This is a genomic window from Roseateles sp. P5_E8, from assembly GCF_054177665.1.
Genome location: NZ_JBGCUM010000015.1, coordinates 1 through 19,068 on the forward strand (window position 1 = coordinate 1; position 19,068 = coordinate 19,068).

18 protein-coding genes and 1 pseudogene are annotated in these 19,068 nt (G+C 68.6%); 7 read left to right on the top strand and 12 right to left on the bottom strand.

Features of this window, described 5'->3' with window-relative positions; all coding sequences use genetic code 11:
* From ACXRVZ_RS11095 to ACXRVZ_RS11105, 3 genes and pseudogenes are all read right to left on the bottom strand, one after another.
* Nucleotides 1–306, bottom strand: a pseudogene (locus ACXRVZ_RS11095) (hypothetical protein); the annotation flags it as partial.
* Nucleotides 303–566, bottom strand: a complete 264-nt coding sequence (locus tag ACXRVZ_RS11100; protein ID WP_457426825.1) for a hypothetical protein — start codon at nt 564–566, stop codon at nt 303–305. The pseudogene ACXRVZ_RS11095 and the gene ACXRVZ_RS11100, both read right to left, overlap by 4 nt.
* 11 nt (nt 567–577) lie before the next feature.
* The gene (locus ACXRVZ_RS11105; protein ID WP_457426827.1) at nt 578–2,110 is read right to left on the bottom strand and encodes a DUF4331 domain-containing protein; all 1,533 of its coding nucleotides are present in this window, start codon (nt 2,108–2,110) and stop codon (nt 578–580) included.
* A 137-nt stretch (nt 2,111–2,247) separates the two neighbouring features.
* On the opposite strand from ACXRVZ_RS11105, the gene ACXRVZ_RS11110 reads away from it, so the two are divergent.
* Both ACXRVZ_RS11110 and ACXRVZ_RS11115 read left to right on the top strand, forming a co-directional pair.
* Nucleotides 2,248–5,634 (top strand): S41 family peptidase, encoded by a 3,387-nt coding sequence (locus ACXRVZ_RS11110; protein ID WP_457426829.1) that lies wholly within the window; start codon nt 2,248–2,250, stop codon nt 5,632–5,634.
* Nucleotides 5,635–5,642: 8 nt separating this feature from the next.
* Nucleotides 5,643–6,152 (top strand): heme-binding protein, encoded by a 510-nt coding sequence (locus ACXRVZ_RS11115; protein ID WP_457426831.1) that lies wholly within the window; start codon nt 5,643–5,645, stop codon nt 6,150–6,152.
* A gap of 13 nt (nt 6,153–6,165) precedes the next feature.
* Here ACXRVZ_RS11115 and ACXRVZ_RS11120 read toward each other — a convergent pair whose 3' ends face one another.
* From ACXRVZ_RS11120 to tyrS, 5 genes are all read right to left on the bottom strand, one after another.
* Complete coding sequence (locus ACXRVZ_RS11120; RefSeq protein WP_457426833.1) at nt 6,166–6,690, bottom strand: DUF6622 family protein; 525 nt, start codon at nt 6,688–6,690, stop codon at nt 6,166–6,168.
* A 104-nt stretch (nt 6,691–6,794) separates the two neighbouring features.
* Nucleotides 6,795–9,170: a TonB-dependent receptor plug domain-containing protein gene (locus ACXRVZ_RS11125; RefSeq protein WP_457426835.1), complete on the bottom strand. Its 2,376-nt coding sequence runs from the start codon at nt 9,168–9,170 to the stop codon at nt 6,795–6,797.
* Nucleotides 9,171–9,325: 155 nt separating this feature from the next.
* Nucleotides 9,326–9,673, bottom strand: coding sequence for a hypothetical protein (locus ACXRVZ_RS11130; RefSeq protein WP_457426837.1), 348 nt, complete (start codon nt 9,671–9,673; stop codon nt 9,326–9,328).
* A 24-nt stretch (nt 9,674–9,697) separates the two neighbouring features.
* On the bottom strand, nt 9,698–10,234 hold the full coding sequence (locus tag ACXRVZ_RS11135; RefSeq protein ID WP_457426838.1) for a hypothetical protein: 537 nt from the start codon (nt 10,232–10,234) through the stop codon (nt 9,698–9,700).
* A 12-nt stretch (nt 10,235–10,246) separates the two neighbouring features.
* Nucleotides 10,247–11,473, bottom strand: a complete 1,227-nt coding sequence (gene tyrS / locus ACXRVZ_RS11140; protein ID WP_457426840.1) for a tyrosine--tRNA ligase — start codon at nt 11,471–11,473, stop codon at nt 10,247–10,249.
* Between the two features lie 226 nt (nt 11,474–11,699).
* Between tyrS and ACXRVZ_RS11145 the strand changes: the two genes are divergently transcribed.
* Both ACXRVZ_RS11145 and ACXRVZ_RS11150 read left to right on the top strand, forming a co-directional pair.
* On the top strand, nt 11,700–13,088 hold the full coding sequence (locus tag ACXRVZ_RS11145) for a peptidoglycan DD-metalloendopeptidase family protein (RefSeq protein WP_458232422.1): 1,389 nt from the start codon (nt 11,700–11,702) through the stop codon (nt 13,086–13,088).
* Nucleotides 13,066–14,178: an anhydro-N-acetylmuramic acid kinase gene (locus ACXRVZ_RS11150; RefSeq protein ID WP_457426844.1), complete on the top strand. Its 1,113-nt coding sequence runs from the start codon at nt 13,066–13,068 to the stop codon at nt 14,176–14,178. Before ACXRVZ_RS11145 ends, ACXRVZ_RS11150 begins: the two co-directional genes overlap by 23 nt.
* A gap of 6 nt (nt 14,179–14,184) precedes the next feature.
* On the opposite strand, the gene erpA is transcribed toward ACXRVZ_RS11150, so the two are convergent.
* The 3 genes from erpA to rplM form a co-directional block, all read right to left on the bottom strand.
* Nucleotides 14,185–14,550: an iron-sulfur cluster insertion protein ErpA gene (gene erpA, locus ACXRVZ_RS11155; protein WP_457426846.1), complete on the bottom strand. Its 366-nt coding sequence runs from the start codon at nt 14,548–14,550 to the stop codon at nt 14,185–14,187.
* A gap of 100 nt (nt 14,551–14,650) precedes the next feature.
* A complete protein-coding gene (gene rpsI / locus ACXRVZ_RS11160) occupies nt 14,651–15,043 on the bottom strand; it encodes a 30S ribosomal protein S9 (protein WP_056262649.1) in 393 nt (130 codons plus the stop codon).
* A gap of 9 nt (nt 15,044–15,052) precedes the next feature.
* Nucleotides 15,053–15,481: a 50S ribosomal protein L13 gene (rplM, locus tag ACXRVZ_RS11165; RefSeq protein ID WP_348013967.1), complete on the bottom strand. Its 429-nt coding sequence runs from the start codon at nt 15,479–15,481 to the stop codon at nt 15,053–15,055.
* A 256-nt stretch (nt 15,482–15,737) separates the two neighbouring features.
* Here rplM and ACXRVZ_RS11170 point away from each other — a divergent pair, with 256 nt between their 5' ends.
* The 3 genes from ACXRVZ_RS11170 to ACXRVZ_RS11180 all read left to right on the top strand — a co-directional run bounded on the left by ACXRVZ_RS11170 (nt 15,738) and on the right by ACXRVZ_RS11180 (nt 18,595).
* Nucleotides 15,738–16,490 carry an N-acetyltransferase family protein gene (locus ACXRVZ_RS11170; RefSeq protein ID WP_457426849.1) on the top strand — a complete coding sequence of 251 codons (753 nt, stop codon included), beginning with the start codon at nt 15,738–15,740 and terminating at the stop codon, nt 16,488–16,490.
* A 144-nt stretch (nt 16,491–16,634) separates the two neighbouring features.
* Complete coding sequence (locus ACXRVZ_RS11175; protein WP_457426851.1) at nt 16,635–17,525, top strand: DUF2726 domain-containing protein; 891 nt, start codon at nt 16,635–16,637, stop codon at nt 17,523–17,525.
* A 23-nt stretch (nt 17,526–17,548) separates the two neighbouring features.
* The gene (locus ACXRVZ_RS11180; protein WP_457426853.1) at nt 17,549–18,595 is read left to right on the top strand and encodes a serine/threonine protein kinase; all 1,047 of its coding nucleotides are present in this window, start codon (nt 17,549–17,551) and stop codon (nt 18,593–18,595) included.
* Nucleotides 18,596–18,611: 16 nt separating this feature from the next.
* On the opposite strand, the gene ACXRVZ_RS11185 is transcribed toward ACXRVZ_RS11180, so the two are convergent.
* A complete protein-coding gene (locus tag ACXRVZ_RS11185; protein ID WP_457426855.1) occupies nt 18,612–18,989 on the bottom strand; it encodes a VOC family protein in 378 nt (125 codons plus the stop codon).
* Nucleotides 18,990–19,068: the final 79 nt, after the last annotated feature.

Genomic DNA, 19,068 nt, shown 5'->3' on the forward strand with positions numbered 1-19,068 from the left:
CAGCAGCACGGCGTCTGCCGGCGCGTCGGCGCGCGCCCACCACGGCGCCAGCGCGGCCTGGGCGGCGCCCAGCTCGCGGGGGTCGCCCAGCACGCGGGCGCGGTCCAGTGCGGCGCGGGCAGCGGCCAGGGCCAGCGGCAGCTGGGCTGGGTCACGCGCCAACGCCGTGCGGCGGGCGCGCTCGGCGGCGTCCACGCGATAGGGCAGGCGCTGCACGGTCTCGGCGTCGCTCTTCGGCGTGAAGGGCTCGGCCGGGGCCGCGAGCGGCGCCGCCAGCAGCATGGCAAGCAGCGCCCATTTGCTCATGAGATCGCAGACGGCTCGTCGGTCTCGCTGGTCACCGGGTCGCCAGCGGGCAACGTCAGCGGCTCACTGGTCTCGTCGCTGAAGCTCTGACCGGCCAGGTAGCTGACCAGCGCAGGCGCCGAGACGATGGCGTTGTCTGGTACGGCCGTCGGCGCTGCGGGCAGCGGGACGGAGTGGCTGTCGTAGTCCGACCCGCCGCCGCAGGCAGCGAGGGCAAGGCTGGCGGCTGCGGCCGCCGCGACGTTGAACAGGGTGCGCATGGCGGCCTCCTTCACTTGGTGCCCGGGATGGGCGTGTTGAGGTAGGGGAAGCTACTCAGCAGCGGCACGACGGCCTGGTCGACGGCGTCGTGCAGCTTGAAGGCGGTGGCGCCCAGAGGCACGGCGGAGGGCTTGCAGGCGGCGCCGAAGCCCAGCTTGTCGGTGTCGCCGTTGGCCACGCACAGGCCGCCCATCACGGCCACCAGCGAGATGTCGACGACGTCGTCCTTGGGGCGGCGGCCGTTCGGATAGCCGGCGTTGTCGGTGCCCGCGGCGAGGATGTTGCCGACGATGCCCAGACGGTTCTGTTGAGCAAAGGCGACGGGCGCGATGGCCGTGTTCAGGCGCAGCATTTCAGACGGCGTGACGGTAGCCAGCTGGTTGACGCCCTTGATGCCGGTCAGGAAGGTCGTGACCAGGTCGTTGCGCGGGAAGTTGGTGGGCGCCGTGTTGGGCAGGGCCAGCGCAATCTCCAGCAGCGCGGGCAGCGTCGGGTTGGTCACGTAGTCGGCGAACTGGCCGTCGTCCTTGGGCTTGGACGAGTTGAACTTGTCCTTGTCCTTCAGACCGATGACGACCTCGTTGACCAGGGGCATGCCCAGGCGCGAGACCTGCACCCAGGCGCCGCCGGCCTTCTCGGCCGTCTGGTGGCCGGAGGCGGGCTTGGGATCGAGCAGGCGGCCCTGGCGCAGGCTGGCCGTCGTCCAGCCGCCGATGACGTCGCTGCCGGCGGACTTCAGGCAGTCCTTGTGCACTTCGAGCGCCAGCGTGGTGACGTTCTTGTCGCCGATGGTGTTGGGCGCGGCATTGATGAGGGACGGATCGGTGATGACCGAGACTGGCGCGTTGACCAGGTCGAAGATGGTGCCGAGGTTGACGGCAAACGGGTCCTGGCGCTGGCCGACGAAGACCTTGGCCGGCGTGGCGCAACCCGGGATGGTGACGGGGTAGATGTGCTTGGCCGCGTAGGCCGGGTAGTCGGCAATCGTCTTCTTGCCGATGTTGTCGACCGGCTTGTCAAAGGTGGTGGCGCCGCTGGTCGCGTGGGCCACGGCCTGGGCGGTGCCGCTGCGGCGGTCGCCGCGCACCACGGTCACCGTGTAGCTCTCGTTGAGTTGCAGGTTGGCGTCCTTGACGTTGGACACGGCACCGGCCTGGATCAGCGGGATGCCGACCATCTTGCCGCCGACGCTCAGGGAGACGCCCGCGCCGCTGTTGGCCAGCCGGTTCTTGAAGCGGAACTGGAAGCTGATGTCTTCCTTGGCGTCGCCGCTGTTGTCGATGTGGATCTCGTAGAGCGCGTTCGGGTCCAGCGAGAAGTAGTTGGGGCCGCCGTAGCCGTCCTGAAGGGGCAGGTAGTTGGCGATCAGCGTGACCATGCCGTCGCGGCCGGTCTCGTAGCTGCGGAACATGTAGAAGTCCGTCGCGTCGACCTTGGGCACGGTGGTCAGGAAGGGCGCTTCGCGGTGGCTGGAGGCCTGGGCGCCAGCGGCCAGGCAGACGAGCGCCGTGGCCATGGCGCTGCGGGTGAGTCGGGCATTCATGGGGGGCATCCTGTGGGGCGATACCGGCTTGGCATCTGTGGGGCTCTACGCCGCCACATCCACTCCGGATTCACCCGGTGTGACGAATCGCCGGCCCTCCCCCTAGCAACACAATGCCGGCTCTTCGAGGAGAACCCATGCCCCGTTTCCGTTTCGCCGCCATCGCGGCCGCCTTGCTGTGCCTCACCAGCGCCACGAGCGCCTGGGCAGGCACCAGCGGCTTCTACCGCCAGCCCGCCCTGCAGGGCGACAACGTCTATCTCGTCGCCGAGGGCGACCTCTGGCGAGTCAGTTCACAGGGTGGCGAGGCCCAGCGCCTGACGACACACAACGGCCAGGAAACCCAGCCCGCCGTGTCGCCCGACGGCCAGTGGCTGGCCTTCACCGGCCAGTACGACGGCGGCACCGAGATCTACCTGATGCCCGTGGCCGGCGGCCCACCCCGGCGGCTGACCTGGGAAGGCGGCGGCATGCGCGTCTGGGGCTTCAGCGCCGCCGGCGAAGTCCTCTACACCAGCCTGGACGCCCGCCCCGGCGCACAGCTGTTCGCGCTGGACGTGAAGACCGGCCAGCGCCGCCAGCTGCCCGTGGGCCAGGGCAGCGACGGCGCACTCAGCGCCGACGGCAAGACCCTCTACTTCACGCGCAGCGGCCTGCGCAGCGACAACGCGCGCCAGTACCGCGGCGGCGCCATCGCGCGGCTGTGGTCGCTGGACCTGAGCGGCGGTGCGGAAGCCAAACCGCTGATCGCCGAAGGCAGCAACGACCGCCGCCCCCTGCCCTACCGCGTCGGCAATGAGGCGCGCATCGCCTTCCTGTCGGACCGCGACGGCACGGTCAACCTGTGGTCCGTCAACGCCCAGGGCGCGGACCTGCGCCAGCACAGCACACACAAGGGCTGGGACATCCGCCACGCAAGCATCGACGGCAGCCGGGTCGTCTACGCGCTGGGCGCCGACCTCTACACGGTCGACCTGGCGCAAGGTGCCGCACCGAAGAAGCTCGACATCAGCCTGGGCGGCGACTTCGACCAGCAGCGCGAGCGCTGGATCAAGAAGCCGCAGGACTTCCTGACCGACACCTCCTTTGCGCCCAATGGCGAGCGCGTGCTGCTGGCCGCGCGCGGCCATCTCGCCACGCAGGGCGTGCAGGCACTGCGCCGCGCCGAGCTGCCGCAGCCGGCCGATGGCCGCTGCCTGAAGGGCGAATTCAGCAGTGACAGCAAGAGCGTGTTCGCCGTCTGCGACTTCAGCGGCGAGCAGGAGATCTGGCGCTTGGCGGCCAACGGTACCGGCCAGCCCGAGCGCATCACCGGCGGATCACCTAACGCCACGGTCACGCAGCGCCGTGACCTCCTGCCCTCGCCCGACGGCCGCTGGCTGGCCCACACGGACAAGGAGGCCCGCATCTGGCTGACTGACGTGAAGGCCAAGACGACCCGCGAGATCGGCCGCGGCACCTTCAACGGTTCTCCCCAGCTGCAGGCCTGGAGCCCCGACAGCCAGGCCCTGGCCTGGACCATGCCGCTGCGTCATGGCGACCGCAGCCAGCTACAGCTGCACAGCCTGGCCGACGGCCGCACCCACACGCTGACCAGCGACCGCTACGACAGCGACGCTGCCACCTTCAGCCCCGATGGCCAATGGCTGTATTTCGCGTCGGAGCGCAACTTCGCGACCACCGGCAACCCCGGCCCCTGGGGCGACCGCAACACCGGCCCCTTCCTGGCGTTTCGCAGCAAGCTCTACGCGCTGGCCCTGCAACCCGGCCTGCGCTCGCCCTTCGCGGCCAAGGACGAACTGGAATCGCCCACCGAGAAGAAGGCCGAGGAGCAACGCGCCGAGGATCGCAAGGCCACCGACAAGGAGCCGACCGAGCGCAAGCCCGATGCAAAGGACAGCAAGGACGAGAAGGACAAGAAGCCGGCCGTCGCCGAGAAGAAGGGCAAGCCGGCCATCGTCTTCGACGGCCTGGCCGGGCGCCTGCACGAACTGCCCGTGCCCGCCGGCAACTACCGCAGCCTGCGTGCGGACGGCAAGCGCCTGTGGTTCCTGGACCAGGACCTGGAGCGCAAGACCCAGCTCAAATCCATCGCCATCGACAACCAGGGCGGCCCCGCCGAGACCCTGGCCAGCGACGTGCGCAACTACGACATCAGTGCCGACGGCAAGAAGCTGATGCTGGTGCGCAACCAGGGTCAAGCCCAGGGCGCTGCGCCCGAGGTGCTCATCGTCGACGCCGCGCCCAAGCTGCCCACCGAGCTGGCCAAGCTGACCGTGCGCTGGAGCGACTGGCAGATCGCCACCCAGCCGCGCGCCGAGTGGAAGCAGATGTTTGCCGACGCCTGGCGCATGCAGCGCGACTTCTTCTACGACAAGGACATGCACGGCGTCGACTGGGCCGCCACACGCGCCAGGTACGAGCCGCTGGTGGACCGCGTGACCGACCGCTACGAACTGGCCGAGCTGATGGCGCAGATGGTGTCCGAGCTGGGCGCGCTGCACAGCCAGGTCGCCGCTGGCGACACGCGCCCGGCGCCGGACGAGCCGGGTCTTGCCGGCCTGGGCGGCCGCTTCTCGCGCGCACCGAACGGCTGGCGCATCGACGCCATCTACGGCTTTGAAGCGGAGCTGCCCGCCGAGGCACCACCGCTGGCCACGCCTGGCGTCAACCTGAAGGTCGGCGACGTCATCACGCATGTCAACGGCCGGCCCACCGCCGACGCACCGCACATCCTCGAACTGCTGCGCGGCCAGGCCGGCCGCCAGGTGCTGCTGGACGTGAAGCAGGCCGACGGCAAGGCCGTGCAGCGCATCGTCACGCCGGTGGCGCAGATGCGCGAGAACCAGCTGCGCTACAACGACTGGCGCGTCAGCCGCGCCCGCGCGGTGGAGCAGGCCGGCCAGGGCCGCATCGGCTACGTGCACCTGCGTGCGATGGGGGCGGCCGACATCGCCGACTTCGTGCGCGAGTTCTACGCTGCCAGCGACCGCGACGGCCTCGTCATCGACGTGCGCTACAACAACGGCGGCAACATCGACAGCTGGATCCTGGAGAAGCTGCTGCGCCGCGCCTGGGCCTTCTGGCAGCCGCGCTCACCGGCCGGCACGGGCGTGCGCGCGAACATGCAGAACGTCTGGCGCGGCCACACCGTCGTGCTGATGAACGAGGACACCTACAGCGATGGCGAGACCTTCGCCGAAGGCTTCAAGCGCCTCAAGATCGGTCCGGTCATCGGCAAGCGCAGCTCGGGTGCGGGCGTGTGGCTGTCCGACCAGAACCGCCTGATCGACAACGGCATCATGCGTGCGGCCGAGAACGGCCAGATGGACGCCGAAGGCCGCTTCCTCATCGAGGGGGTGGGCGTGACGCCGGACATCGAGGTCGACAACCTGCCGCGCGCGACGGCTATGGGGCAGGATGCGCAGCTGGATGCGGCGATTGCCGAGCTGAAGCGGCGCATTGCCGAACAGCCGGTGCCGGTCGTGAAGCCGGGGCCCTACCTGAGACCCGTGAAACCCTGAGAGAAAACATGGCCAAGACTTTGAAAGCTCCGCAGACCGCCGCCGAATGTGCGGCGCAGGAAGCCACCCTCGTGCTCGACCGCCTGACGGCGGCAGACGCCATGGGCATCGGCCAGTCCATCCTCGCGCTGGCACTGGAATGGTTCCCGGGCCGGCCGGTGGCCATCCACCTGGAGACCGACGACCACCCGCTGTTCGTCTACTTCATGGACGGCACCAATGCCGGCAACGCGGACTGGATCATCAAGAAGAAAAACGTTGTTCGCCGCTTCGGCTACAGCTCGTTCAGAGTGCGGCTGGAGTTCCTCGAACGCAAGGCCAACTTCCATGCCGAGACCGGGCTGGACCCGGTGCTCTTCCAGGCCGAAGGCGGCGCGGTGCCCCTGGCCGTGCGCGGCAATGGGCGGGTGGGCACCATGATCGTTTCAGGCCTGGACGGCTGGGAAGACCATGCGCTCGCGGTCGGCGGGCTGGAGCTGTGGAACAGCCACAAGGTCGCGTCTGGCCGGGCGGGCTGATCGCACCGGGAAATCAGGCGGCGTGGCCGGCGCGAACGAAGCGATGCACCGCCGTGGCCCTGGCCGTGAAGGCACCGCTGAACAGCCCGAGCACCGCACTCACGGCGGCGATGAACCAGGCCTCATGGACGACAGGCGCGCCCACGCCCGTGGCAAAGCCCAGGGCGAACTTGGCAGAGAAGATGCCGACCATCAGGAACAGCGGCAGCCAGCTCCCCGGCACCCGCACGGCGCTGCCTTCACGCGCCAGGCCACGCGGCGCAAGTACCGGGCCGCCTAGAAAGACCGCCGCCGCAAAGCCGAGCGCCCAGGCCAGCACCGGAACGACGCCGGGGCCGAATGCCGCAACGACGCCGTAGAGCGACAAGGCCAGCATCGCGAGTGCCACCCTGGCCAGCGTGCCCGGCTGGACGACACGATCACGCGATTGGCGATAGCCCAGGGCCACCAGGACCGCGAGGATGACGAAGGGCCAGACGGGGATGGAAGCATTCATGGCGGGGAATCGATTGGGTTGCGATGTCCCCACTGTGCTCACGCCTGCACCGCCCGGCGAGCGGCTTGCGACGGATCGACAGCGCAAGGCGGGAAACGCAAACGGCGGCCGCGAACGGCATGCCGTCGAGTGCCCGCCTCACCCGCTCACCAGCGGTAGCCCACCTTCGCAAAATACTGCCGGCCGTTGAAGCCGAAGGGCGAGAAGCTGCTGTAGGTCAGGATGCCGCCGACCGCGTTGGCCGCGATGACGCGGTCCGGGTAGCGGTTGTTGACGTTGTCCACGCCTGCGTCCACGCTCCAGGCCCCTTGCGCCCAGCCCACCGACACGTCGGCCAGCCAGGCGGGTGCGAAGCCCTGGTCGTTCAGCGCGCTCGCCTGCCTGACCTCGTAGTTGCCGTAACGCGTGGCGGCCACGCGCCCGCTCCACAAGCCCCAGCGGTGCTCGGCGCTGAGCAGCAGCTTGTCGTCCGGCGCGCTGACGGTGGCGCGGGCCAACGTCACGCGGTCGATCAAGGTCAGGCTGTTCGCGGTCAGCACGGCGGGATCGGCGGCCAGGCGGCGCACGGTGTTGTGCGTGTAGCCGTAGGCCAGCGTGAAGTCGCTGCGGCCGGCGGCGCCCCAGTCCTGGCGCAGCGTGCTGACGAGATCGGCACCGCGCGTGCGGGTGTCCAGCGCGTTGGTGAAGTAGCGGCCCGTGCTGACGAGCAGCCCCTGCGCGGCCAGTTGGTTGCGCAGCGCCGTGGGCAGCGCGAGGTTGGCGGACAGCAGGATGCGGTGGTCGATGTCGACCTGGTAGACGTCCAGCGTCGTCTGCCATTTGCGGGTCGGCGTCAGCTGCAAGCCCAGGCTGACGCTGCGTGACTTCTCCGCCCGCAGCGGCGTGGCGCCCAGCGCCTGCGCCGCCGCTGACGGCACCGTGAAAGTACCGGCCTCGACCAGCGTGCCGTTGATGAGGTTGGTGGAGGTGGTCGCGAAATACTGCTGCGCGAGCGACGGCGCACGGAAGCCCGTCGACAGCGTGCCGCGCAGGGCAAGCGCCTGGCTCACCACGTAGCGGCCGGACAGCTTGGCCGCCGTCGCTTTGCCGAAGTCGCTGTAGTCCTCGGCGCGCAGCGCGGCGGTGGCGCTGAAGTTCTTGGTCAGCTGGCCTTCCAGGTTAGCGTAGACCGCGACGTTGTGGCGGCTGTGGCTGCCCGCGTCGCCGGGGCGGAAGCCGGGGAAGCCCGACGACCCGCCGCCGCTGTAGGAAGCGGGCTCGCCTGCGACGACCTCGTAGCGCTCCTGGCGCAGCTCGGCGCCGGCCGTCAATGCGACGGGGTTGGCCAGGCCCCAGTCCAGATCGCGCGAGGCGTCCACGTTCAGCAGCGTCTGCCGGTTGCGCAGGCCACCGGCCTCGAAGCGCGTCGGGCTGGCCGTGCCGAGCGAGTAGTTCGCCGTGTTGGCCACGGCGATGTCGAAGCGGTTCTCGCCGTGGTTGAGGCTCACATCCCACTGCCAGCCGGCCGCCTGGCCGCGCAGGCCCAGCACGAGGCCGAGGTCGCGGGTGCGGCTGTCTTCCAGCGGCAGGAAGCCTTCCGGATAGATGGCCCCCACACCATTGCTCGCCGCCGTGGCCTGCGTGCGCCAGAACGCGGCACTGGTGGTGTCGCGCTGGTTGATGCTGGCATTGCCGTAGAGCTGCGCGCCGCCCAGTTCGACCTGGCCATTGAGCAGCAGCGACTTCTTCGTGCTGTCCGGGTCGCCCAGACGGTTGTTGACCTGGCCCTTGCGCGGCTCGGTCGCCGCGTCGCGCGTGTCGACACCGGCGCGGTTGCTGCGCTGCTGGTGCCCCGCCTCTGCCGCCAGGCGCAGCCAGCCGCCGTCGCTCAGCGCAAGGCCGAGGCTCGCGCCGACCTGGCCGCGCTGGCCGTCGCCGCGGTCGGTGCTGCCGATCTCGCCGGAGAGGACGCCGCCCTTGGCGCCCGTCTTCAGCACGATGTTGACGACGCCGGCAATCGCGTCCGAGCCGTACTGCGCCGCGGCGCCGTCACGCAGCACTTCCACGCGGGCAATGGCCGAGATGGGAATGGCGTTCAGGTCCACCGGCGCCGAGCCTCGCCCCTGCGTGCCGTTGATGTTGACCACCGCACCGGTGTGGCGGCGCTTGCCGTCGACGAGCACCAGCGTCTGGTCCGGCGACAGGCCACGCAGTTGCGCGGGGCGGACCGCGTCCGACGCGTCGGTCAGCGACGGCCGGGGGAAGTTCAGCGAGGGCAGCAGTTGCGCGAGGGCCGCAGCTAGCTCGGTCGTGCCGGTGCGCTGCAGATCGGCCGCGCTGATGACGTCGACCGGCGATTCGGACTGCGCCAGCGTGCGGTCGACGCGGCGCGTGCCGGTGACGACGACCTGCTGCAGGGCGATGGGTTCGGTGGATTGCGCAGCGGCCGGCAGGGCGGCGGCTGCAGCGGCGAGGGCCAGCAGGTGCGGCATGAAGGGGAAGGAAGCAAGCGCGATGCGGGTCATGAACAGCAAGCGAGACATGAATAGGACGTGTCAGCTTGCGTTCGGTGGCTCAGTTAGCCAAGGAATCAAATCGCCCCTGATCATCTGGATTTCAGATTTGACGATCAAGGCTGCACGAGTCGCACAAGCTGCGCTCGCCGGCTGCGGCACCTGCTTGCGGGCCTCGCTTCGGGTCAGAACTCGTCGAGGGTGTCGCGGTGGATGGGCAACGGTTCAGGCCGTTCGAACACCCACTCGTGGCCCTCGCTGCAGCCGTGCAGGACGCGAGCATGAGCGCCGCCGAATGTGCGGTCATCGCAGGCATGGAACGAGGTCCAGGCGACCGTGTAATGCACGGCAATCCCGGCGTCCGACGCGTCGACCCTTGTCACGGTGACGCCCGTGCGCTGTGCCAGTTCGTCGAACTCGACGACGCTGAGATCCAGCGCGGCCTCAAGGCCGCCGCCCGCCACCCTCTCGTCGAAATAGCGGCGCAAATCCTCGCCCGGCGGGGGCGCCAGCAATCGAATGTGATCAGGCATGCAGCGGCACCAGCGCAACGCGCGTCAGGGAGTGCACAGGAAAATCCCGGCCGGCTTGGCCACGACCTGTGGCGCGGGCTGCAGCGGCGCGGCCAAGCCTGGCCGGCTGGCGGCAATGGCCTGTCGCGTCGCGTCATTCAACTCGCGCTCCAGCGTCACGGTCGCCTGATCGCCCAGCACGAAGTTGCCGATATGGACCGCGCGGCCCGCTCGAGCCTCGAAGGCCAGGTTCCGACCGGCAAACGTCGACCCGCTGAAGCCGCTGAAGATGTAGTGGCCGGGCGGTGCGTCGAACGCGAAGTACCGCGTCGGGGCCGGGGTGGCGGGCACGACGGCTTCCAGCCGGTCGAACGAGAAGCAGTTGCCCGTGATGGCCTGCTTGCCGATGTCGTAGTGGTCCAGCGTCACACTGAAGCGCGGATAGTTCCACGCGCCTGCGACCGTCACGCCGTACACCACGACGGCTCGGTTCGACGGGGCCTCGCCGCCGTCGTAGGGCCGCACGCCATTGATCACGCAGCCGGACAAGGCGACCGTCAGCGCGAGCAGGACGAACCGCACGTTCGCCGGCTCTCAGCTCAGCACGACCCGCGCGAACTTGCGCTTGCCCACCTGCAGCACGTGCTCGCCGACGTCGAGCTTGAGGCCCTTGTCGGCGATGACCTCGCCCGCGCGGCGCACGCCGCCCTGCTCGACCATGCGCAGGCCCTCGCCCGTCGACGCGACCAGGCCGGCTGCCTTCAACACCTGGGCCAGCCCCATCGGCGCGCCGCTCAGCTGCACTTCGGGGATCTCATCCGGAATGCCGCCGCGCGCACGGTTGTTGAAGTCGGCCTCGGCCCCGTCCGCCGCGGCTGCGCTGTGGAAGCGCGCCGTGATCTCCTTGGCCAGCGCGACCTTGGCGTCCTTCGGGTTGCGCCCGCCCTCGACCTCGGCCTTCAGCGCGGCGATCTCGACTATGGACTTGAACGACAGCAGCTCGTACCACTTCCACATCTGCACGTCGCTGATCGACAGGATCTTGGCGAACATCGTGTTCGGCGCTTCCGTGATGCCGATGTAGTTGTTCTTGGACTTGGACATCTTCTCGACGCCATCCAGCCCCTCCAGCAGCGGCATGGTCAGGATGCACTGCGGTTCCTGGCCGTACTCCTGCTGCAGGTGTCGGCCCATCAGCAGGTTGAACTTCTGGTCGGTGCCGCCCAGCTCCAGGTCGCTCTTCAGCGCCACCGAGTCGTAGCCCTGCATCAGCGGGTACAGGAACTCGTGCACCGAGATCGGCGTCTGCGCCGCGAAGCGCTTGGTGAAGTCGTCGCGCTCCATCATGCGCGCCACCGTGTACTTGGCCGCGAGCTGGATGAGCCCGGCCGCGCCCAGCGGCTCGCTCCACTCGGAGTTGTAGCGAATCTCGGTGCGCGCCGGGTCCAGCACCAGCTTGGCCTGGGCGTAATAGGTTTCCGCGTTGGCCTGGATCTGTTCCTTGGTCAGCGGCGGGCGCGTCGCGTTGCGGCCCGACGGGTCGCCGATCAGCGAGGTGAAGTCGCCGATCAGGAAGATGACCTGGTGGCCCAGGTCCTGCAATTGGCGCATCTTGTTCAAGACCACCGTGTGACCGACGTGGATGTCCGGCGCCGTCGGGTCCAGGCCCAGCTTGATGCGCAGCGGCACGCCAGTGGCGGCCGAGCGGGCCAGCTTCTTCGTCCACTCCGTCTCGGGCAGCAACTCCTCCACGCCCCGGCGCGTGACAGCCAGCGCCTCCAGGACGGCATCGGTGACGGGAAATTTGGGGGCGTCGGACATGGGCAGCTCGCCAACTTGTTAGAAGCTGGGCGAAATTGTTAAGTTGTTGATCTATCGGGGTTAACCGGCATGTCAAGTAGGACGACGCCGTTAGAATTCACCCTCGAGTCGGGGGTGTTGTTTTTCAACACACCCGGAATGGATTTTAGGGCCGCCACGGGTGCGGCCCTTCGCGTGGAACCGGCCCAGCCGGGATTGCCCCAGCGACAACCCCGGGATGCCGAGAGTGACCGTAGTCCAGAGACACCTTCAGCAGTTCAAGAACGCCCTCAGCAGCGCCGAATCCTTCGCCGCTCGCCATCCTCGCACACTGACCGCCTCGGTCGTCAGCCTGTTGAGCTGCTTCGCGGTGACCGCCTTCGGCATCGCCCCCCTGGCGCCCGATGCTGCCGCCCTGCCCAAACGTACCCTGGTCGAGATGCTGGACACGCCCAGCATCGAGGCCCAGCTCGACGAACTCGCCGCCCACCGCATCGGCCTGAGCCGCGCCGAGGCCACCCGCTCCAGCGACACACCCGACAGCCTGCTCAAGCGCGCCGGCGCCTTCGATCCCGCCGCCGCCGCCTTCCTGCGCGCCGACCCGCTCGCCCGCCGCGTGCTGCAAGGCCGCGCCGGCAAGATGGTCCATCTGACGGCCGACGCTTCCGGCCAGGTGCAGAAGATCGTCGTGCGCTTCCCGGCCGAGAAGGTCGAGCAGCAAGCGAGTCACTTCACCCGCCTGACGATTGTGCGCGACGGCGCCCGCTTCACCGCCCGCACGGAGACCGCGCCGCTGCAGGCCCAGGTCGCACTGGGCAGCGGCGGCATCCGCACCTCGCTGTTCGCCGCGACGGACGACGCCAACATCCCCGACGCCATCGCCTCGCAGATGGCCGACATGTTCTCCGGCGACATCGACTTCCACCGCGAACTGCGCAAGGGCGACCGCTTCAGCATCGTCTACGAAACCCTGACCGCCGACGGCGAGCCCATCACCTGGGACGGCGGCGTCGGTCGCCTGCTGGCCGGCGAGTTCACGAACAACGGCCGCACCTACTCGGCCGTCTGGTTCAAGGACAACGCCTCGGGCAAGGGCAGCTTCTACGGCTTCGACGGCCAGAGCAAGCGCCGCGCCTTCCTGGCCAGCCCGATGGAGTTCTCGCGCATCACCAGCGGCTTCGCGATGCGCTTCCATCCCATCCTCAACACCTGGCGCCAGCACAACGGCACCGACTACGGTGCCCCCACCGGCACGGCCGTGCGCTCCGTGGGCGATGGCAGCGTCGAGATGGCCGGCTGGCAGAATGGCTTCGGCAACGTCGTGCATGTGCGCCACAGCGGCGACCGCACCACTGTCTACGCCCACCTGAGCAAGATCGACGTGAAGAAGGGCCAGCGCATCGAGCAAGGCCAGCGCCTGGGCGCAGTCGGCTCCACCGGCTGGGCGACCGGCCCGCACCTGCACTTTGAGTTCCGCGTCGGCGGCCGCCACATGGACCCGCGTGCCATCGCCCGCGCCTCCGAAGCCATCACCCTGCCCAACTACGCCAAGGCGCAGTTCCAGCAGACCGTCGCCAGCGTGAAGACCCAGCTCTCCGTGGCTGAAACGATGGATGGCGTCTCTGCCGCTGACTGAGTCCCAGCTCTACATCGGGCTGATGTCGGGCACCTCGCTCGACGGCATCGACGGGGTTCTCTTCGACGCGCAGGCCCTGACCGTCACCGGCCACGTCCACGCGCCCTTCGCCCCGGCGCTGCGCGATGAACTGCTCGCGCTGAACACGCCCGGTGACAACGAATTGCACCGTGCCGCGCTGGCGGCCAACGGCGTCGCGCGCGGCTATGCCGATGTTGTCGCCCAGTTGCTGGAAGCTACCGCCACGAAGCGCGAGCAGGTCGCCGCCATCGGCGCCCATGGCCAGACCGTGCGGCATCGCCCCGACGGCATAGCGGGCTACACGACGCAGTTGTTGAACGGCGCCTTGCTGGCCGAACAGGCCGGCATCGACGTTGTCTGCGACCTGCGCAGCCGCGATGTCGCCGCCGGCGGCCAGGGCGCGCCGCTGGTGCCGGCCTTCCACCGCGCCGTCTTCGGGGCCCATGGCCAGGACACGACGGTGCTGAACCTCGGCGGCATCAGCAACCTGAGCCTGCTGTTCGCCGACGGCCGCACCGGCGGCTTCGACTGCGGACCGGCCAACTGCCTGATGGACGGCTGGATCGCGCGCCATCAAGGCCAAGCCTATGACGCCAACGGCGCCTGGGCCGCCACCGGCCGCGTGTCACCGGCGCTGCTGGCGACGCTGCTGGCCGAGCCCTTCTTCGCGCTGCCGCCGCCCAAAAGCACCGGCCGCGACCTCTTCCACCTCGGCTGGCTGCAAGCCCGGCTCATCCCCGGCCTGGCGCCGGAAGACGTGCAGGCCACGCTGCTGGAACTCAGCGCGCGCTGCGTGGCCGATGCGCTTCGGGTGCAGATGCCTGCGGCGGGATCGCTGACCGTCTGCGGTGGCGGCGCGTTGAATGGCCGGCTGATGCAGCGCCTGTCCGACCTGCTGCCTGGCGTCGCGGTCGAGTCCAGCGCCACGCGCGGCCTGCCGGTCGATCAGGTCGAAGCGGCGGCATTCGCCTGGCTGGCCATGCGCTTCAAAACAAAACGGCCGGGCAATCTGCCGGCCGTTACGGGAGCCGCTGGGCTCCGGGTGCTCGGGGCGTTGTACCCCGCTTAGCCTCTATCAGGCTGAGAAGCTCGAGCCGCAACCGCAGGTCGACGTGGCGTTCGGGTTCTTGATGACGAACTGGGCGCCCTGCAGGTCTTCCTTGTAGTCGATCTCGGCGCCCATCAGGTACTGCAGGCTCATGGCGTCGATCAGCAGCGTCACGCCGTTCTTGCTCATCTGCGTATCGTCGTCGTTGACGGCCTCGTCGAAGGTGAAGCCGTACTGGAAGCCCGAGCAGCCGCCGCCTTGCACGAACACGCGCAGCTTCAGCTCCGGGTTGCCTTCTTCGGCCACCAGGTCGCGCACCTTGTCGGCGGCGCTGTCGGTGAACACGAGAGGCACGGGAATGTCGGTGACGGGGGTATCAAGCACGGCGCTCATGGCGAGGCTCCTGTGAATCTGTCCAGAGACGAATATGGGGATTGTCCGCGCAAATACAAAAGGCCGCATGGAGCGGCCTTTTGCTGGTGCAGCGCAGAAATTAACGCTTGCTGAACTGCTTCCTGCGACGGGCGCCGTGCAGGCCGACCTTCTTACGCTCGACTTCACGCGCGTCACGCGTGACGAAGCCGGCGCGGCTCAGTTCGGGCTTCAGGGTTGCGTCGTAGTCGATCAGCGCGCGGGTGATGCCCAGGCGAAGCGCGCCGGCTTGACCCGACTCGCCGCCGCCATGCACGTTCACCTTGATGTCGAAGGCTTCGCCATTGTTCGTCAGCAGCAGGGGCTGCTTGGCGATCATGATCGAGGTCTGACGACCAAAGTAAGTGTCGATGGCTTTGCCGTTGACGATGATCTGGCCCGTGCCCTTCTTCATGAAGACGCGAGCGACCGACGACTTGCGACGGCCCGTACCGTAATTCCAGTTTCCGATCATGGCCGTTCCTTAGATCTCGAGAGCCTTGGGCTGCTGGGCGGTATGCGGGTGCGTCGGGCCTGCGTAGACCTTCAGCTTCTTGACCATGGCGTAACCAAGCGGGCCCTTGGGCAGCATGCCCTTGACGGCCTTTTCCAGCGCGCGGCCGGGATGCTTGGCTTGCATGTCCTTGAACTTCGTGGCGTAGATGCCACCGGGGTAGCCGCTGTGACGGTAGTACACCTTGTCGGTGGCCTTGTTGCCGGTCACACGGAGCTTTTCCGCGTTGACGATGACGATGAAATCACCGGTGTCCACGTGAGGCGTGTAAATGGCCTTGTGCTTGCCGCGCAAACGGAGTGCCACTTCGCTGGCAACACGTCCGAGCACCTTGTCGGTGGCGTCAATCACAAACCACTCGTGCGTCACCTCGGCCGGCTTGGCGCTGAAGGTCTTCATGAGTTGCTTTCGCTGTGCCGGCCTCAACATAAGAGAGCCGGCAATGGATGGCTGAATTCGACCGGTCTCGGTGCTTGTGTCTGATGCACAGCCTCTCAACCGGTTCTTTCCCGCAGCCTGTTGACGGAAAAGCCCACGAGTGTAGCAGCGTCAGCCATGGTTTGAAAGTGCTGGGCACGTTAACCTCGCCAAGCCGACCGGCCACACCATGCCCCGCAAACCGCCCGCGCCCTCTGCCACCCCGTCTGAAGCACCCGTGACCGACTGGGATCAGGTGCTGTCGGCCTTCGGCCCGGACCCACATCCGGCGCCGCCACCGGCCTCGCCGACGGGCGGTCCACTGGTCAGCGCGCGGGCGGCGCTGGAGCGGCTATCGACCTGGGTGCCCATCCGCTCGCTGGCACGCCGCCACCGCCGTCGCATCATCGACCACCTGCTGGCCATGGAGCCGCGCGACCGCTACCTTCGCTTCGGCTACTCGGCGTCGGACGAGCAGATTCAGAAATACGCGCTGGGCATCGACTTCAACCGCGACGAGGTGCTGGGCATCTTCAACCGCCGCCTGCAACTGGTGGCCCTGGCCCACCTGGCCTATGGCCAGCCCGCGCCGGGCGACCCGACCCGCACGATGGCCGAGTTCGGCGTCTCGGTGCTGCCCGAGTCGCGCGGCCGGGGCCTGGGGCGGCGGCTGTTCGAGACCGCCGCGCTGCACGCCCGCAACCGCGGCATCGACACCCTGTTCATCCACGCGCTGAGCGAAAACCGCCCCATGCTGCGCATCGCGACCGCCGCCGGCGCCATCGTCGAGCGCGACGGCGGCGAGTCGGCGGCCTACCTGCGCCTGCCGCCAGACTCCTTCGGCTCCCAGGTCGAACAGGCCCTGGAGCGGCATCTCGGCGAACTGGACTTCCAGTTCAAGCGCCAGGCCCAGGTGCTGAATGACTTCGTCGACAGCGTGGCCGAGGTCAAGGCGCATTTCGATAGCTCCGGGCGCGCGGCCAAGGAATGAATCAACAAACGCCCCCCGAGTCACGCCCCCCTCAGCCCGGGGGAATCAGGAATAGCGAGTAATTACCTGTCACTTGATTGCGCTACATTGAACTCCTAATGCGCCGCAAATCCGTCGGCGACGACGCCCTAACTCCCAAGGGACATGCCGTACGCCATCTATTGGATCGCCGCGCTGGCTGTTTGCGTGCTTGGCCTGGCCATCAGCCTGGTCTGGGCGCTGCGCCGGCCTGCCTACGCCAATAGAGGCTTGCCGGCGGAGTGGTCACTCACAGCACGGCCGGTGTTCACGAGCGATGAGCGCCGCGTCTTCCGGCTGCTGCGCGAGGCCCTGCCCCACCACATCGTGCTGTCCAAGCTGCCGCTGGTGCGCTTTTGCCAGCCGACCGAAGCCAAGGAAGTGCGCTACTGGTTCGACCTCCTGGGCGCCTCGCACGTGACCTTTGCCATATGCAGCCCCAACGGCCGCGTGCTGGCCGCCATCGACCTGGAAGGCGAGCGCGGTGTCACGCCGCGCAGCTCGCAGATCAAGCATGCCGTGCTGTCCGCCTGCCGCGTGCGCTATCTGCGCTGCGCGATGGACCAGCTGCCCAGCATCGCCGAGCTGCAGCTGCTCGTGCCCCAGGGCAGCAACCCGCGCGGCCCGCTACCGGCGCCGGCAGCCACCGCCAGCCTGCCCCGGCGCCGCAGCAGCGGCATGGGCGCGAGCATGGGTGAGGACGAATTCGGCAGCGACTGGGGCCAGTTCTCGCAGCCCCTGCCGCTGTGGCAGGACGCCGGTGTCTTCGGTGGTGGCAGCGGCGGGGGCGGCGAGCGCGAGCCCTACGGCGAACGCCAGCCGCGCATGCCGGCCCAACGTCATGGCCACCCGGTTGAACGCCGTACCACCCCCCAGCGCAGCCTCGACACGGCGCGCTACAACCCGCGCAGCCTGCCCGTGCTGGACGATGCCGATGACGAGGCCATGATGGACGACATCGTCGGCGTCGTCGTCGATGCGCCGCGCTACGCCACTCAGCGCCCCCGTCGAGGCTGAGCCGATCCGGCGACACTCGCCGGATGCATCAAGCGACCCCTGATCTCAGCTTCGGCGACCTGACGCCGGAGTTCATGCTCGACGCCCTCGAAGCCGCCGGCCTGCGCGCCGACGGCCGCATGCTGCAGCTCAATTCCTTCGAGAACCGCGTGCTGATGCTGCACCTGGAGGATGGCGGCGCGGCGGTCGCCAAGTTCTACCGGCCAGCGCGCTGGAGCGATGCACAGATCCTGGAAGAGCACGCCTTCGCTGCCGAGCTGGCCGCCGCCGAGGTGCCCGTCGCCGCGCCCTGGACACTGGGCAACGGTGCAACGCTTTTCCACTACCAGGGCCAGCGTGTGGCCGTCACGCCGCGCCAGGGCGGGCGCGGGCCGGAGCTGGAAGACCCCGAGGTGCTGCGCTGGATAGGCCGGCTGCTGGCCAGGCTGCATGGTGTCGGTCGCGCCCAGCCTTTTGCCGAGCGCCTGACCTGGGCCAGCGCCGCGCCCGCCCAGGCTGCGCGCGACTGGCTCATTGGCAATGAAGCCATCCAGCCCGAGCTCGCCGCCGCCTGGGACGACGCCGCACGCCGCTGCATCGAGTCAATCCAGGCCGCCTTCAACAGCCTGCCCGACCTGCAGCTGACGCGCCTGCACGGCGACTGCCACCCCGGCAACATCCTCTGGACGCCCGACCGCGGGCCGCACTTCGTCGACCTGGACGACGCCGTCATGGGACCGGCCGTGCAGGACCTGTGGATGCTGTTGCCCGGTGAGCGGGATGCCGCCCGCCGCCAGCTCTCCGCCGTGCTCGACGGCTATGAGCAGATCGCCGAGTTCGATGACCGCGAGCTGCGCCTCATCGAGCCGCTGCGCACCCTGCGCATGATCCATCACAGCGCCTGGCTGGCCCGCCGCTGGGGCGACCCGGCCTTCCCGGCCGCCTTCCCGTGGTTCGGCACGCCCAACTACTGGATGGACCAGGTCGCCCTGCTGCGCGAGCAGTTGGAGGCGATGAAGCCCAAGGACGCGCCGCCGATGGTGGCGCGAAACGAGGACGTCGTGGACTTCGACGGCGACGGCTTTGCCTGAACGCCGCTGATCGACATCAAGGCAGCGGGCTGGTCAGCACCAGCTGATAGCCATCCGGGTCGCGCAGCCAGAACTCCCAGTTGCCGTTCTCACTCCACTGCCGGGGCCTGACGACGTCCACGCCCAAGCCTTCGGCGCGCTCGACGGCGGCATCGAAGTCGGCCAGCTCGAACCACAGCAGCACGCCGTTGCCATGAGGCAGCGCGGGGTCGCCGAGCGGACCGTGATGGTGCTCGACTTCCCAGCGATGCAGCTGCAGCACCAGTCGCCCGCTGGCGTCGTTGATCCGCTCGTACTCATCGCCACCATGACCGCTCTGGGCGCCCAGCAGGCGCTGATACCACTGGCTGCTGGCGGGCACATCGTGGACGCAGATCAACGGGGCGAGTTGCATGGCGGCTCTTTCGGGGAAGGGCGTGAAATGCTAGCGGCAAGCTGGGGTCGATAGGCAAAAATACTGGATATACATACAG

What these genes read in the sequence shown, in the direction of transcription:
- ACXRVZ_RS11100 (WP_457426825.1), bottom strand. Translation starts at nt 566, where the DNA reads ATGCGCACCCTGTTCAACGTCGCGGCGGCCGCAGCCGCCAGCCTTGCC.
- ACXRVZ_RS11105 (WP_457426827.1), bottom strand. Translation starts at nt 2,110, where the DNA reads ATGAATGCCCGACTCACCCGCAGCGCCATGGCCACGGCGCTCGTCTGC.
- ACXRVZ_RS11110 (WP_457426829.1), top strand. Translation starts at nt 2,248, where the DNA reads ATGCCCCGTTTCCGTTTCGCCGCCATCGCGGCCGCCTTGCTGTGCCTC.
- ACXRVZ_RS11115 (WP_457426831.1), top strand. Translation starts at nt 5,643, where the DNA reads ATGGCCAAGACTTTGAAAGCTCCGCAGACCGCCGCCGAATGTGCGGCG.
- ACXRVZ_RS11125 (WP_457426835.1), bottom strand. Translation starts at nt 9,170, where the DNA reads ATGTCTCGCTTGCTGTTCATGACCCGCATCGCGCTTGCTTCCTTCCCC.
- ACXRVZ_RS11130 (WP_457426837.1), bottom strand. Translation starts at nt 9,673, where the DNA reads ATGCCTGATCACATTCGATTGCTGGCGCCCCCGCCGGGCGAGGATTTG.
- tyrS (WP_457426840.1), bottom strand. Translation starts at nt 11,473, where the DNA reads ATGTCCGACGCCCCCAAATTTCCCGTCACCGATGCCGTCCTGGAGGCG.
- ACXRVZ_RS11150 (WP_457426844.1), top strand. Translation starts at nt 13,066, where the DNA reads ATGGCGTCTCTGCCGCTGACTGAGTCCCAGCTCTACATCGGGCTGATG.
- erpA (WP_457426846.1), bottom strand. Translation starts at nt 14,550, where the DNA reads ATGAGCGCCGTGCTTGATACCCCCGTCACCGACATTCCCGTGCCTCTC.
- rpsI (WP_056262649.1), bottom strand. Translation starts at nt 15,043, where the DNA reads ATGATCGGAAACTGGAATTACGGTACGGGCCGTCGCAAGTCGTCGGTC.
- rplM (WP_348013967.1), bottom strand. Translation starts at nt 15,481, where the DNA reads ATGAAGACCTTCAGCGCCAAGCCGGCCGAGGTGACGCACGAGTGGTTT.
- ACXRVZ_RS11175 (WP_457426851.1), top strand. Translation starts at nt 16,635, where the DNA reads ATGCCGTACGCCATCTATTGGATCGCCGCGCTGGCTGTTTGCGTGCTT.
- ACXRVZ_RS11180 (WP_457426853.1), top strand. Translation starts at nt 17,549, where the DNA reads ATGCATCAAGCGACCCCTGATCTCAGCTTCGGCGACCTGACGCCGGAG.
- ACXRVZ_RS11185 (WP_457426855.1), bottom strand. Translation starts at nt 18,989, where the DNA reads ATGCAACTCGCCCCGTTGATCTGCGTCCACGATGTGCCCGCCAGCAGC.